The organism is Flavobacterium sp. (genome assembly GCF_044371705.1).
GTDB lineage: Bacteria > Bacteroidota > Bacteroidia > Flavobacteriales > Flavobacteriaceae > Flavobacterium.
Window position 1 is genome coordinate 1 of sequence record NZ_JBILTE010000063.1, and the last position, 13,762, is coordinate 13,762.

Annotated in this window: 13 protein-coding genes; 8 read left to right on the forward strand and 5 right to left on the reverse strand. The window is 36.4% G+C overall.

Translation table 11 applies throughout. The annotated features are described in order from the left end of the window. Positions 1–118 precede the first annotated feature (118 nt). The 6 genes from ACIQ2S_RS06125 (at position 119) to ACIQ2S_RS06150 (ending at position 6,599) form a co-directional block, all read left to right on the forward strand. On the forward strand, positions 119–433 hold the full coding sequence (locus ACIQ2S_RS06125) for a hypothetical protein (protein ID WP_396173966.1): 315 nt from the start codon (positions 119–121) through the stop codon (positions 431–433). 121 nt (positions 434–554) lie between these two features. Next, a complete protein-coding gene (locus ACIQ2S_RS06130) occupies positions 555–890 on the forward strand; it encodes a hypothetical protein (protein ID WP_396173968.1) in 336 nt (111 codons plus the stop codon). 79 nt (positions 891–969) lie between these two features. Further along, complete coding sequence (locus ACIQ2S_RS06135) at positions 970–3,351, forward strand: TonB-dependent receptor (RefSeq protein WP_396173970.1); 2,382 nt, start codon at positions 970–972, stop codon at positions 3,349–3,351. A 17-nt stretch (positions 3,352–3,368) separates the two neighbouring features. Beyond that, a complete protein-coding gene (locus ACIQ2S_RS06140; RefSeq protein ID WP_396173972.1) occupies positions 3,369–3,926 on the forward strand; it encodes a type 1 periplasmic binding fold superfamily protein in 558 nt (185 codons plus the stop codon). 132 nt (positions 3,927–4,058) lie between these two features. Beyond that, positions 4,059–4,433 carry a DoxX family membrane protein gene (locus tag ACIQ2S_RS06145; RefSeq protein WP_396173975.1) on the forward strand — a complete coding sequence of 125 codons (375 nt, stop codon included), beginning with the start codon at positions 4,059–4,061 and terminating at the stop codon, positions 4,431–4,433. A 45-nt stretch (positions 4,434–4,478) separates the two neighbouring features. Then, on the forward strand, positions 4,479–6,599 hold the full coding sequence (locus ACIQ2S_RS06150; protein WP_396173977.1) for a prolyl oligopeptidase family protein: 2,121 nt from the start codon (positions 4,479–4,481) through the stop codon (positions 6,597–6,599). A 127-nt stretch (positions 6,600–6,726) separates the two neighbouring features. On the opposite strand, the gene ACIQ2S_RS06155 is transcribed toward ACIQ2S_RS06150, so the two are convergent. Continuing rightward, complete coding sequence (locus ACIQ2S_RS06155) at positions 6,727–7,980, reverse strand: aspartate kinase (protein ID WP_396173979.1); 1,254 nt, start codon at positions 7,978–7,980, stop codon at positions 6,727–6,729. A gap of 46 nt (positions 7,981–8,026) precedes the next feature. After that, positions 8,027–8,500 carry a GNAT family N-acetyltransferase gene (locus ACIQ2S_RS06160; RefSeq protein ID WP_396173981.1) on the reverse strand — a complete coding sequence of 158 codons (474 nt, stop codon included), beginning with the start codon at positions 8,498–8,500 and terminating at the stop codon, positions 8,027–8,029. 116 nt (positions 8,501–8,616) lie between these two features. Between ACIQ2S_RS06160 and fbp the strand changes: the two genes are divergently transcribed. Further along, complete coding sequence (gene fbp / locus ACIQ2S_RS06165; protein ID WP_396173992.1) at positions 8,617–9,624, forward strand: class 1 fructose-bisphosphatase; 1,008 nt, start codon at positions 8,617–8,619, stop codon at positions 9,622–9,624. 61 nt (positions 9,625–9,685) lie between these two features. Here fbp and ACIQ2S_RS06170 read toward each other — a convergent pair whose 3' ends face one another. The 3 genes from ACIQ2S_RS06170 to ACIQ2S_RS06180 all read right to left on the reverse strand — a co-directional run bounded on the left by ACIQ2S_RS06170 (position 9,686) and on the right by ACIQ2S_RS06180 (position 12,931). Beyond that, entirely contained in the window at positions 9,686–10,468 is a 783-nt protein-coding gene (locus tag ACIQ2S_RS06170; RefSeq protein WP_396173983.1) for an alpha/beta fold hydrolase, read from the reverse strand. 269 nt (positions 10,469–10,737) lie between these two features. Further along, positions 10,738–11,637 carry an alpha/beta fold hydrolase gene (locus ACIQ2S_RS06175; RefSeq protein WP_396173985.1) on the reverse strand — a complete coding sequence of 300 codons (900 nt, stop codon included), beginning with the start codon at positions 11,635–11,637 and terminating at the stop codon, positions 10,738–10,740. 1 nt (position 11,638) lies between these two features. Beyond that, on the reverse strand, positions 11,639–12,931 hold the full coding sequence (locus ACIQ2S_RS06180) for an aminopeptidase P family protein (RefSeq protein WP_396173987.1): 1,293 nt from the start codon (positions 12,929–12,931) through the stop codon (positions 11,639–11,641). Positions 12,932–13,054: 123 nt separating this feature from the next. Here ACIQ2S_RS06180 and ACIQ2S_RS06185 point away from each other — a divergent pair. Next, positions 13,055–13,762 (forward strand): WD40/YVTN/BNR-like repeat-containing protein (locus tag ACIQ2S_RS06185; RefSeq protein WP_396173990.1); only part of this gene is annotated, 708 nt, incomplete at its 3' end.

Below are 13,762 nucleotides of genomic sequence, written 5' to 3' on the forward strand. Positions count from 1 at the left end.
AATTTTAAAATGAAAAATAATTTTTTTTTTACTACTTGCTTTTTTACTACTTTCCTGTGATCCAGTAGATGAACGATTAATTTTTATTAATGAAAATGAGGAAAAGCACATTCAACTTATGTATTTTTCGGACGGTGATTTTGAAAGTTATATTAGAGGAAAATCCCCACATATTGTGTATAAAGGCACGAATAATTTTCCAATACTTGGTTCATGGAGAGGTTATGCAAAAAATGATGATTTTATGATTCTTAGAATTTATGATAAAAATGAATTTGAGGAGCTAGATTCAATTTACAACGGAGTTTATGGTAAAGGAAATTATAATGACACTCAAATTGCTGATACCTTGGTCAGTAAAAACAAATTTGTTGATAAAAAAATTTACTTTAAAGAACTTAAAAAAAATGAATGGGTTATAAAATTAGATTAAATAGCTTGTTAAACTAATATTTCATAACTAATCTTGAATCAAAATTCATAATTTAACTCCTCTTCGTAAAGTCTTCTTAAAAAATTCTCAATAAAGAGCTTTTTCCCTACCTTTGCACCCAATGAAGAAAAAATTAGCAGTTGTCAATCTCTATTTAATGGCGACAGTATTGTTTACAATACTATTCCAATCATTACATACGTACAGACATTTGATAGCTGATTATTTCGAAGAACCGCAACATTGCTTGCACTCGCACGATGATTTTTCACATCAACACGACGCTGACGATTGTTCGGTTTGTGATTTTACCTTCTGGTACTACATCAAACCTCCCATTTTCAATTATCGCTTTGATACTCCTTTAAAACCTGCACCTTATATACTTCAAGAAGTTGCACAAGTTGCTTCTTTTTCAGGTTCACTTTTTTCCCATCGCGGGCCACCAACTGTTTAAAATTATCAAAACTAAAAAAATAATCATTCGTTCAAGGAACAAATGATTACTAGTGTTTTTAATTTTTTGAAACGGAAAAATGCGGTATTTAAGTTGCCTAATTTTCCTGTTGCATTTTGGATTTTTAGGTTATTCTCAATTTCAATTGAGCGGAACAATTACCAATGAAAAAAACCAAAAGTTAACAGGAACTCATATACATACATCCTACAGAAATGTTGCCAGTGACCCCATTGGTGCGTTTGAAATCAATGGTTTGCCTAAAGGTGAATTGCGGGTTATTGTCTCTCATTTAGGCTATCAAACAAAAGATACTTTGGTTGATATTCAAGAGGATTTGGTTTTGAATATCCAAATGGTTCCTTCTGAAACAACTTTAAAAGAAGTTTCGGTGAGTGCCAAAAGTACTTTATCCGGTAAATCGGTTGTAGAATCGACTTTAAAATCGGAAACTATAGAAAAATACAGCAGTCAAACCTTGGGTGATGCTTTGAAGGAAGTGACCGGTGTTTCTTTGCTGAAAACCGGCAACGTGATTTCAAAACCAATTATTCATGGCTTACACAGCAGCAGAGTGCCCATTTTTACAAACAATGTTCGATTGGAAGACCAACAATGGGGCGTGGAACATGCACCGAATTTTGACATCAATGCTGCCGGAAAAATCACTGTTATAAAAGGTGCAAGCGGCTTAAAATACGGCGGCGATGCCATTGGCGGAATTGTATTAATTGAACCGGAGAAAATAACTGCTGATTCTATCCATGGCAAAACCATTGTTTCCTTAAACTCCAATGGGCTGGGAGGAAGTTTAACGTCAAGTTTCAATCAGGATCGAATCAAAGGTTGGTCATGGAATGTTTTGGGAACCCTAAAATATTTTGGTGATCGCGAAGCTCCGGATTATGTTTTGTCGAATACCGGAAATCGCGAAGCAAATGTTTCAGGAGGATTAAGTTACACCCAACCTAATTATAGTTTGAGTGGTTTTTACAGTTTGTATCAGGCAACTATCGGTATTTTGAGTGCTTCACATATTGGAAATGCAACCGATTTGTACAATGCAATCAACAATCAGGTACCTGCGATTATCAATGACTTTACGCATGAAATCAACAATCCCAAACAGGAAGTCACGCATCATTTGGCCAAATTCAATTATTCACAAAGACTAAGTGATTCAAGCGATTTGGATATTCAATATGCCTTTCAATCCAACCAACGTTTGGAATTTGATTTGCGAAGAGGAGCTTCTTTTAATGTTCCTGCTTTGGATTTGTCGTTAGTCACCAACTCACTTTTGTTGGATTATGTGAAGCGAAATGAAGTTTGGACTTTCAAAATGGGTTTCAATGGATTCGTGCAAAACAATTATGCCAATCCTGCAACGGGCATACGACCTTTAATTCCTACCTACGATAGAATTGATTTTGGGGCTTATGGCATATTTGAATACCGGATTGCATCTGATTTTATTTTAGAAACCGGCTTGCGGTATGATTTTTCAACCCTTGAAGCAACCAAGTATTACCAGAAATCACGATGGGACGAAAGAGGTTATACCCCTGATTTTGATCACTTCATCTTAGCTGAATTTGGCAATCAGTGGTTAACAAAACCCAAATTCACGTTTCATAATTTTTCGGGAACAATTGGGGTTCGAAAAACCTTTGAAAAAAACTGGATGACATTTGCGAATCTCAGTTTGTCAAATAGAAACCCAAACCCTTCCGAATTTTTTAGTGATGGTTTGCACCACGCCACCGGAATGATTGAATTAGGCGATTTGTTTTTAGATAAAGAAACGTCTTTAAAAGTTTCAATTACGGCTACAAAAACTTTTGAAAAAGTATCTTTCGAAGTAAGTCCGTTTCTGAATTCCGTCGCCAATTTCATTTTTTTAAAACCTATCGGCTTCGAAACTACCATTCAAGGGGCTTTTCCGGTTTGGGAATACGAGCAAACCGATGCTTTACTCGCTGGCATTGATGCCAGTTTTAAATGGGATATTCAAACTAACTTAAATTATACGTTAGGTTTGGCTTATGTGTATGGTCGTGATGTAACTGCAAACGATTATTTAATCGATATGCCACCATTGAACCTTTCCAACCGATTAAAATTTTCAAAAAAGGAATGGAACGGGTTTTTTATGGAATTACAAAGCGAATGGGTTTTTACGCAAAAGAACTTCCCCAACAACAATTTCGGAACTCAAATTATTGTAGACGGAGCATTTCAAACCGTCGAAGTAGATGTCAGTACGCCCCCTCCCGGATACTATCTTTTGAATTTCTATACCGAGAAAGAATTTAATCTTTTCAAAAAAGTACAAACCCGTATGGCATTTACCGTTCAAAATATTTTAAACACTAATTACCGTGATTACCTTAATAGACAACGCTTTTACGCAGATGATTTAGGTAGGAACATTCAAATTCAATTCAAATTCAATTATTAATTTTTAAAATGAAAAAAATGAAAAATTTCCAAGTAGTCGCGTTCGCATTCCTAACTGTTTTATTCACATCTTCGTGCAGTAACGACGATAATCCGCCGGTTAATGAGGAAGAATTGATTACCACAGTAGCTGTAACATTTACGGGTGGCGGTCAAATAATTACTTTAACTTCGAGAGATTTAGACGGCGACGGACCCAACAGTCCGGTGATTACACAAACAGGCGGGAACTTTGTCAATGGCACAACCTACGCAGGAACCGTTTCTTTTCTAAATGAATTGGAAAATCCAGCTGAAAATATCACCGAAGAAGTAGCCGAAGAAGCTGAAGATCATCAGGTTTTTTATCAAATCACAAATAACTTGGGAACCTTTACCTACACCGATTTGGATGCAGATGGAAAACCAATTGGCTTGACTTTTAATTTTACAGCCAACAATACCGGAACCGGAAATTTGGTAGTTACTTTACTACATTTGCCAAATAAATCTGCAAACGGTGTTGCGGCCGGTGACCCAACTAATGCAGCGGGTGAAACCGACGCTTCGGTAACATTTCCGACAATTGTTCAATAAGAACGATTAATTTTTATCATAAAAATCTGAATTGTTAATAAAACAGTTCAGATTTTTTTAAATATAAAATACATTTATTGTTGTTTTTTTGTTAATTTGGCAATATCGTTAACTAACCAAAACCAACATACTATGAATTCACAATTTACAAAACTCGTTAGAATTTTACTTGGAATTATCCTTCTTGTATTCGGGCTTAACAAATTTTTAAATTTCATCCCACTACCGGAACTACCTGAAAATGCAGGTAAATTCATGGACTCTCTAATTGAAACAGGCTATGTGCTTAAAGTAGTAGGGGTATTGGAAGTAATCATTGGAGCGATGCTAATTTCCAAAAAGTGGACCGCTTTTGCCTTGATTTTATTAGCACCAATTTCAATAAATATTTTACTTTTTCACCTGTTTTTAGACCTTCCAGGCTTAAGTGTAGCGTTGCTTATTGCTGTATTAAATGGTGTTTTGATTTACAAACTATGGCCACAATACAAACCTCTTTTTAACTGATTCTTCAAAAATCATTACCTATATTTGTTCTTTAATCGAACTACTATGAAAAAAGTTATTGTTACAGTAATTGCAGCCACTGCAATCATGTCCTGCAGAGAAGAAGTAAAAGAAGAAGCAATCGTTTTGAATTATCCTACAACTAAAAAAGTCGATTCTGTAGATGTATATTTCGACACCAGAGTAAGTGATCCTTTCCGTTGGTTGGAAGACGACCGTTCAGAAGAAACTGCCGCTTGGGTAAAAGCTCAAAATGAAGTGACTTTTGGCTACTTGGACAAAATTCCTTTCAGAAAGCAAATCAAAGAACGTCTGGAAAAAGTATGGAACTTCGAACGAATTTCAGCTCCTTTTAAGGAAGGTGATTTTACTTATTTCTTCAAAAATAATGGACTTCAAAATCAGTCCGTCATGTATCGCAAAGATGCAGCAGGAAAAGAAGAAGTATTTTTAGATCCAAATGGTTTCTCTAAAGATGGAACTACTTCGTTAAGTACTCTTGAATTTTCAAAAGATGGTTTTATTGTAGCTTATGCAACCTCTGATGCAGGCAGCGACTGGAATAAAATTAACATTATGGATGCTATTACCAAAGAAAAATTGGAAGAGCCATTAATGGATGTTAAATTCAGTGGTATCGCTTGGGTAAAAAACGAAGGATTCTATTACTCAAGTTATGACAAACCCAAAGGAAGCGAACTTTCAGCAAAAACCGATCAACACAAATTATACTATCATAAATTAGGCACACCTCAAAGTGAGGATAAAGTAATTTTTGGTTTAAATGAAAAAAGACGTTATGTAGGAGCTAGCGTGACCGAAGACGGAAGCTATTTGGTGATTTCGGCTTCTAATTCAACATCAGGAAATGAATTGTACATCAAAGACTTAAAAGATCCAACTAGTAAAATCATCAATTTGGTAAATAATTTCGAATCAGATAATTATATATTAGATAATGTAGGAACGAAATTGTACATCGTGACCAATTTAAACGCTCCAAACCAGAAAGTAGTCACTGCTGATTTTGCCAAAGCAACACCCGAGAATTGGGTGGATTTTATTCCTGAAACGGAGAATGTACTAAATCCAACTACTGGAAGCGGTTTTATCTTTGCAAATTATATGAAAGATGCTGTTTCGATGGTGAAGCAATATGGATATGATGGGAAACTTATTCGCGACATCACTTTGCCGGGTATTGGTTCTGCAGGAGGATTTGGCGGTAAAAAGACCGATGTTGATTTGTATTTCTCTTTTGCTAATTACATCATTCCCAATACCATTTATTCCCTTAATCCGAAAAACGGGCAATCAGCCGTGTATCAAAAACCTAAAGTTGACTTTGTGTCGGAAGACTACGAAAGCAAACAAGTATTTTATACTTCAAAAGACGGAACGAAAGTCCCTATGATTATCACCCACAAAAAAGGCATCAAACTAGACGGAACCAATCCAACACTTTTATACGGTTATGGTGGTTTCAATGTAAGTTTAACACCTTCTTTCAGCACTGCAAACATCGTTTGGTTGGAAAATGGAGGCGTTTTTGCTGTCCCTAATTTAAGAGGCGGTGGCGAATACGGTAAAAAATGGCATGATGCAGGTACGCAATTGAAAAAACAAAATGTGTTTGATGACTTCATTGCAGCTGCAGAATATTTAATCAAAGAGAAATATACGTCTTCTGATTATTTGGCTCTTCGTGGAGGTTCAAATGGCGGATTGTTAGTAGGTGCAGTAATGACACAAAGACCGGAACTGGCCAAGGTTGCGTTACCTGCTGTAGGTGTGTTAGATATGTTGCGTTACCACACGTTTACAGCTGGTGCAGGTTGGGCATACGATTACGGAACAGCCAACGATAATAAAGAAATGTTTGAGTATTTAAAAGGCTATTCTCCGGTGCACAATGTGAAAAAAGGCGTGAGTTATCCGGCTACTTTGGTAACTACAGGCGATCATGACGACCGTGTGGTGCCTGCTCACAGTTTCAAATTTGCAGCTGAACTACAAGAAAAACATGAAGGAACCAACCCTGTTTTAATTCGCATCGACGTCAATGCCGGACATGGTGCCGGTAAACCTGTTTCTAAAACAATCGAAGAACAAGCCGATGTGTTTGCTTTTACGTTGTTTAATATGGGTGTCAAAAGTATAAAGTAATTTATTGTAAATAAATTTGATGACACTGTTCATCTGCAAATAATTGAACGGTCCTATCATCCTGATTTTTTCAGCATGACAGGACCGCAGTTATTTCGGACAATCCGTTCAGGTAGATTTTAAACTATTATTCTTTCGTCACAATTTGAATGGTATCCCCTAGAATTTGTTTCGCCAAAACCGATTTATCTGTTTCTACCAAAGTCACTGCTTTTGCATCAAAATGTCGGATGGTGTACAACGAAACATTTTCATGCCAACTGATTTGAAAACGTTTCGACAACAAACTTTTCAGTTCATTAAATCGTTCGTATTTATCTTCCACACAAACCGTAAAACTAATGGCAGAGTTCTGAATCAAACTAACTTTGATTTGGTTTTGATGGAACAATCCGAAAATTTCACTGATGTGTTCTTCCATAATGAATGAAAAATCGATCGAAGAAAGTGAAATGAGCAATTGGTTTTTCTTTACAATAAAACAAGGCGTTTGCGGGACCAAATCGGCTCCTTTGGAAACACTTGTTCCCGGCAATAACGGGTTGATAAACGATTTTACAAACAACGGAATTTCTTTGCGTTGCAACGGTTGTAAAGTTTTCGGGTGGATAACCGTTGCCCCGTAAAACGCCAACTCAATTGCTTCGCGGTAGGAAATTTGGTTGAGCAAAATGGCATTTTCAAAATATCTTGGATCGGCATTTAAAACTCCTGGGACATCTTTCCAAATCGTTACACTTTCTGCATTTAAACAAAAGGCAAAAATAGCAGCGGTATAATCGGATCCTTCACGACCCAAAGTAGTAGTAAAATTATTAGGATCGGAACCTAAAAATCCTTGTGTGATGTTTAATGTTTTGCGTTTGACATTTTTACTAATCAATTCTTTAGTCAATTCCCAATCAACTGTTGCATCACGGTAAGATGTATCAGTTTTGATGAAATTACGAACGTCCAACCAATTGTTTTTCATGCCTCTGAAATTGAAATAATGACTGACAATTGTGGTGGAAATCAATTCACCAAAACTCACAATCTGATCGTACACAAAATTATAGTTAGGTGATTTGTTGTGACTTAAGAAATATTCCATGTCATCAAAATGTTGATTCACGGCTTTGTAAACGTCGTTCTTATCGTCTTCAAATAATTCCAAAACTATTTGCAAGTGGTATTTTTTTACCTCTTGAATGGATTCTTGTAATTCGTTTGACTTTTCAAAATAGTTTTTGATAACTACTTCTAAGGCGTTGGTTGTTTTTCCCATCGCGGAAATAACCAATAAAACATTGTCATAACCAACGGTTTCCAACACATGAAAAACGTTTTTTACACCGTTTGCATCTTTTACGGATGCTCCACCAAATTTAAATATTCTCATAAAATTAATGTGTCAATTTGTAAATGTGTCAATTCGTAAATTAGAATTATATCTTCAATAAAAAATGATTCATTCCTGCTTCATCCATTTGAACCACTCGCCAATCGTCTAATAATTTTGCTCCTGATTTGTTGTAAAAGGTAATTGCCGGCGTGTTCCAATCCAAGACATTCCATTCAATTCTGCGAACATTGTCTTTTTTCCCTTGTTTCATTATTTCAGTATACAATGCAAAACCGGCACCTATTCCTCTTTTTTCTTCCTTCACAATTAAATCTTCCAAATGAATGGTTTTCCCTTTCCAAGTTGAATAGCGGTAGTAATACAAAGCCATTCCAATGATTTCCTGATTAACTTCTGCCACAAAAGCATAAAAAAGCGGATGTGTTCCAAAACCATCACGCACCAAATCATCAACGGTTACAACCACAGCATCGGGTTCTTTTTCAAAGGTGGCCAGTTCCTGAATCAACTCCAAAACCGAAGGCATATCTTCGGCAATTGCTTTTCTAATAATCATCACTAGTAATATAATTGGGGCAAAATTACGATTCTAAAATAGATTTGTATAATTATTCCATCGGTATCACAAAAATTTCGATATTTGTGCCTTTATACAACTACATCGATTTCGTAATGGAACAACGCAACAAAACCTTAGGAGAATTTATTATTGAAAAGCAAGAAGAATTTCAATATTCTACCGGAGAATTATCTCGAATCATTAATTCTATTCGCCTCGCAGCCAAAGTAGTTAATTATAAAGTAAACAAAGCCGGGTTGGTTGACATTGTTGGAGCCGCCGGAGAACAAAATATTCAAGGCGAAGACCAACAAAAATTGGATGTTTATGCCAACGAAGTTTTTATTCAGACCTTGATTAACCGTGAAATTGTGTGCGGAATTGCTTCCGAAGAAAATGATGATTTCATCACCGTTGCCGGAAGTGATAAAAGCCATAACAATAAATATGTGGTTTTAATGGACCCTTTGGACGGTTCATCAAATATAGATGTAAATGTTTCTGTAGGAACCATTTTTTCGGTTTATAGAAGAGTAACTCCTATTGGAACTCCTGTAACTTCTGAAGATTTTTTACAGCCCGGCGTTAATCAAGTTGCCGCAGGTTATGTGATTTACGGCACCTCAACGATGTTGGTTTATACGACGGGTCATGGCGTCAACGGATTTACTTTAAACCCGGCTATTGGTGCGTTTTATTTATCCCATCCGAATATGAAATACTCGGAAGACGGTACGATTTATTCGATTAATGAAGGCAATTATGTCCATTTCCCACAAGGTGTGAAAGCGTATCTTAAATATTGCCAGTTGGAAGAAGGCGACCGACCCTATACATCGCGGTACATTGGAAGTTTGGTTTCTGATTTTCACCGCAACATGATTAAAGGCGGCATTTATATTTATCCAACCAGTTCTAAAGCACCTAAAGGAAAATTGCGTTTGTTGTATGAATGCAACCCAATGGCCTTTTTAGCCGAACAAGCTGGCGGAAAAGCATCGGATGGTTATACCCGAATAATGGAATTGCAACCCACCGAACTGCATCAACGGGCTCCTTTCTTTTGCGGAAGTAAAAACATGGTGGAAAAAGCAGAAGAATTTATGGCGTTGCATAAATAAAAACAAATTTTTAAACATAAAAAAACCGTTAAGTACTTTTGAGAGCTTAACGGTTTTTCTTTTAAAATTTTTTCAGAAACCCAACCAAAACCTCTTTTAATTCCGATTCATTTTCAATGTGGCTCATGTGTCCGTCCGGAAAAGAAACCAGTTGCACTTCAGTTCCTTTGATTTGCTCTAGACTGTCGCTGTAGTTTAAAACACCATCTTTTTCACCTAAAATAAGTAACATGGGAAATGTTGCCGTATGCAAGAGTTTTTCGCGGTCTTTTCTAACTTTCATTCCTTCCAAAGCGGCAATGATTCCTTGAAGTGGTGTTTGTAATGCTTGTTCGCGGACTTTTATAATATCATCGGCTAAACGTTCCCGATTGGCTTCGCTAAACAAATTGGCAATCGACAAACTCACAAAAGCCGAATAATTTTGTTTCACGGCTTTGATAGCTCGGTTGCGATTGATTTTCCGCTCATGACTATCTGCTTTAGATGTTGAATTAAGTAAAACCAACCCTTTCATCATTTCCGGATACAATTCGGCGAAAGCCAAAGCCACATAACCTCCCATGGAATGTCCGACAAACACGGCCTTTTTTATTTTTAGATGCTGTAAAATGTGATGCACCATATCCGCTTGATCTTCCATTGTATGCACATAACCCAAACATTCGGATCCGCCATGACCTAATAAATCAATGGAAATCACTCGATGCTTTTCGGAAAGTTCAGGAATGAACCGGTTCCACATTTTCAAGTTTTCAAGAAAACCGTGAAGTAAAACAATGGTTGTGCCTTTACCGGTATCGGAAAAAGTGATTTTGGCGTTTTTGTATGTGGTTGTTTTCATATTCAATTTAATCAACTTCAAAAGTATGATTTAACCGCAAAGCTCGCAAAGATTTTCGCAAAGTTCACAAACTAAAAAAAACGACCCACATTCGTGCGAGTCGTTATAACTGTTTCAGAAAAACAAAATACTAACCATTCAAAATCATTTCACTCTCGTCAAGTTTAGCAATAAATTAAAGATCGATTTTTGAATCCTTCTATCCTCTTCTATTTGGGTTTTAAAATTTATTCTTTTTACTAAAACTCAGATTTTTTAATCACTACAAGTTAATTCTCTAGAAATATAGTAACTTCAGCTACATATTCTGCCGTGGCATCAAGCCAACCATAATGTTTACAGTTATCAAGAAAAACTAACTTTGAATTCGGAAAAGTTTTGTGTGCAATTTCACCAATCTCATTACTGACTATATCTTGCTTTCCTTGAATAATTAAAACCGGGTTTTTAAAATTGATCAATTTTGATTTACAATCAAATTTCATATTTGTCATGTCAGCCCACAGTATGCCGTTTATTGTGGCATTATTTTGGGTTAGACGCTCAGCAATAATCGGCACATACTTCTGATTGAAAACATAAGCTGGAGCCATGGCTCTGCCTCTCCCAAGTTTGGCTTTGTATGAAGTGTCGCCTTTTGCAATTTTATCATTCCAATAATTTAACGAATCCCTTTGCATTTGATTCAATCCCGCTTCAATTAGATTTTTACCTTGTAGTAAGGTTAAATCGACTCCTCCTGACGAAGATAAAATCAATTTATTAATACTTTCTGGACAAAGAGTTGCGTAATAGGATGCCAACATCCCTCCAAAAGAATGTCCGAGAATACTCCATGTTTCAATTTTTAGATGTTTCCTTAACGACTCAATATCATCTGCCATAATTTGCATAGAAATAGTCTCAGAATTCAATTCAGTCAATTTTGATTTTCCAGTTCCTCTTTGATCATAAATAATGGTCTGTTGTTCTTTCGAAAGAATCTTGGCCATTTCTTCAAAACCATTGCTACTCATCCCTGGACCACCATTAATAATTAAAAGAGGCTGGCCTTTTCCGAATATTTTATAATAAGTCAAACTAGAATCTTTGTTGACAGCAAAACCCTCCGTTTGAGCAGAGGTTTTACTTAGAAGCAATAGTAAACTTAAAAGAAAAATATTTTTCATATTATGAATTCATCAGATTCTCAATCTCTTCCGCTTCAATAGGAATATTCCGCATCAAATTAAACGGTTCGCCCGTTTTTTGAATGACCATATCATCTTCAATTCGAATACCGAAACCTTCTTTCGGAATATAAATTCCCGGTTCAACGGTAAAAACCATATTGGCTTGCATCGGTTCGTGTAACAATCCATAATCATGTGTGTCCAAACCTAAATGATGCGAAGTGCCGTGCATAAAATATTTTTTATAAGCAGGCCAATCAGGGTTTTCATTTTGCACATCTACTTTATCAATCAATCCTAAACCGATTAATTCTGAAGTCATGATTTTGCCTACTTCTACATGGTATTCTTTCCATAAAGTTCCCGGAACGAGCATTTTTGTTGCTTCATTTTTCACTCGTAAAACCGCATTGTACACTTCTTTTTGTCTGTCGGTAAAACGACCTGAAACAGGAATCATACGCGTCATATCACTGGAATAATTGGCATATTCGGCACCTACATCCAGTAAAATCAAATCATCGGCTTTGCATTGTTGGTTGTTTTCGATGTAATGCAACACATTGGCATTATTTCCTGAAGCAATAATGGGTGTGTACGCAAAACCTCTGGAGCGATTGCGTAAAAATTCATGAGCAAACTCCGCTTCAATTTCATACTCCATCACATTTGGTTTTACAAACGAAAGCACTCTTCGAAAGCCTTTTTCTGTGATATCGCATGCTTTTTGAATCAAATCCAATTCTTCGCTTTCTTTTATAGAACGTAAACGCTGCAAAATTGGGTTGCTTTTTTCGACTTTATGGGCAGGATAATTTTCTTTCCACCATTTGATAAAACGGGCTTCGCGAGTTTCAGTTTCTACAGATGCACGGTAGTGTTCATTCGTGTTGATGTACATCGTATCAGCATACGCCATTACTTCTTTCAAAATTTTATGGAATTCAGTCAACCAATACACCGTTTTGATCCCGGAAACTTCAAAAGCACGCTCTTTCGTCAATTTTTCACCTTCCCAAACGGCTATATGTTCATTGGTTTCACGTAAAAATAAAATTTCTTTCAAATGTTCATACGGTGCATCTGGAAATAACAACAAGATGCTTTCTTCCTGATCAACGCCTGATAAATAAAGAATATCACGGTGTTGAGCAAAAGGCAAAGTAGTATCGGCACTTACCGGATAAATATCATTGGAATTAAAAACCGCTACGCTGTTGGGTTTCATTGCAGCACTAAATTTTTTACGGTTTTTGATGTATAAATTGCGATCAATCAGATGGTATTTCATAACGGAAATTTGATTATTAATAAAATCAAAAGTAGCAAGAAACGACGGATTTGCAGTTATTTCAAACCTAAAATTTTGTTAGGAACTGCATATTGACTAAATTTCCATTCTAATTCTACTTTTATGTTAAAAAAAGGACTTCACTTATCGATTATTTGCCTAGCTTTTCAAATCAGTTGGTCACAATCAGAATCTAGTTCATCCATTGTTCAATCCGTTAAATTTCAGAATATTGGCCCTACAATCATGAGTGGTCGCGTGGTTGATGTGGATGTAAATCCGGAAAATCCTATTGAATTTTATGTAGGTTATGCCTCGGGCGGACTCTGGTATAGCAGCAACAACGGGATGAATTTTACTCCTGTAATGGACAATTCGCCTACTCAAAATGTGGGAGAAATTGCTGTTGATTGGAAAAACAAAACAATCTGGGTGGGAACAGGCGAACACAATGCGTCGCGTTCATCCTATGCCGGAATCGGAATTTTAAAATCAACCGATCAAGGTAAGACTTGGCAAAACATGGGATTAACCGACAGCCATCACATAGGTAAAATTGAAATCAACCCCAATAATGCAAGCGAAGTAGTAGTTGGAGTTACCGGACATTTATATACCAAAAACGACGAAAGAGGTGTTTATAAAACAACGGACGGTGGAAAAACTTGGAAAAACACTTTATTTATAGACGATGAAACGGGAATTATTGACATTTCTGTTTCGCCAAAAGACTTCAACATACAATATGCAGCCGCTTGGAAAAAAGACCGAAAAGCATGGAATTTCTCAGGAAACGGAGCTACCTCAGGAATTTACAAAAGTGAAGACGGT

What these genes read in the sequence shown, in the direction of transcription:
- ACIQ2S_RS06125 (WP_396173966.1), top strand. Translation starts at nt 119, where the DNA reads ATGTATTTTTCGGACGGTGATTTTGAAAGTTATATTAGAGGAAAATCC.
- ACIQ2S_RS06130 (WP_396173968.1), top strand. Translation starts at nt 555, where the DNA reads ATGAAGAAAAAATTAGCAGTTGTCAATCTCTATTTAATGGCGACAGTA.
- ACIQ2S_RS06135 (WP_396173970.1), top strand. Translation starts at nt 970, where the DNA reads ATGCGGTATTTAAGTTGCCTAATTTTCCTGTTGCATTTTGGATTTTTA.
- ACIQ2S_RS06140 (WP_396173972.1), top strand. Translation starts at nt 3,369, where the DNA reads ATGAAAAATTTCCAAGTAGTCGCGTTCGCATTCCTAACTGTTTTATTC.
- ACIQ2S_RS06145 (WP_396173975.1), top strand. Translation starts at nt 4,059, where the DNA reads ATGAATTCACAATTTACAAAACTCGTTAGAATTTTACTTGGAATTATC.
- ACIQ2S_RS06150 (WP_396173977.1), top strand. Translation starts at nt 4,479, where the DNA reads ATGAAAAAAGTTATTGTTACAGTAATTGCAGCCACTGCAATCATGTCC.
- ACIQ2S_RS06155 (WP_396173979.1), bottom strand. Translation starts at nt 7,980, where the DNA reads ATGAGAATATTTAAATTTGGTGGAGCATCCGTAAAAGATGCAAACGGT.
- ACIQ2S_RS06160 (WP_396173981.1), bottom strand. Translation starts at nt 8,500, where the DNA reads ATGATTATTAGAAAAGCAATTGCCGAAGATATGCCTTCGGTTTTGGAG.
- fbp (WP_396173992.1), top strand. Translation starts at nt 8,617, where the DNA reads ATGGAACAACGCAACAAAACCTTAGGAGAATTTATTATTGAAAAGCAA.
- ACIQ2S_RS06170 (WP_396173983.1), bottom strand. Translation starts at nt 10,468, where the DNA reads ATGAAAACAACCACATACAAAAACGCCAAAATCACTTTTTCCGATACC.
- ACIQ2S_RS06175 (WP_396173985.1), bottom strand. Translation starts at nt 11,637, where the DNA reads ATGAAAAATATTTTTCTTTTAAGTTTACTATTGCTTCTAAGTAAAACC.
- ACIQ2S_RS06180 (WP_396173987.1), bottom strand. Translation starts at nt 12,931, where the DNA reads ATGAAATACCATCTGATTGATCGCAATTTATACATCAAAAACCGTAAA.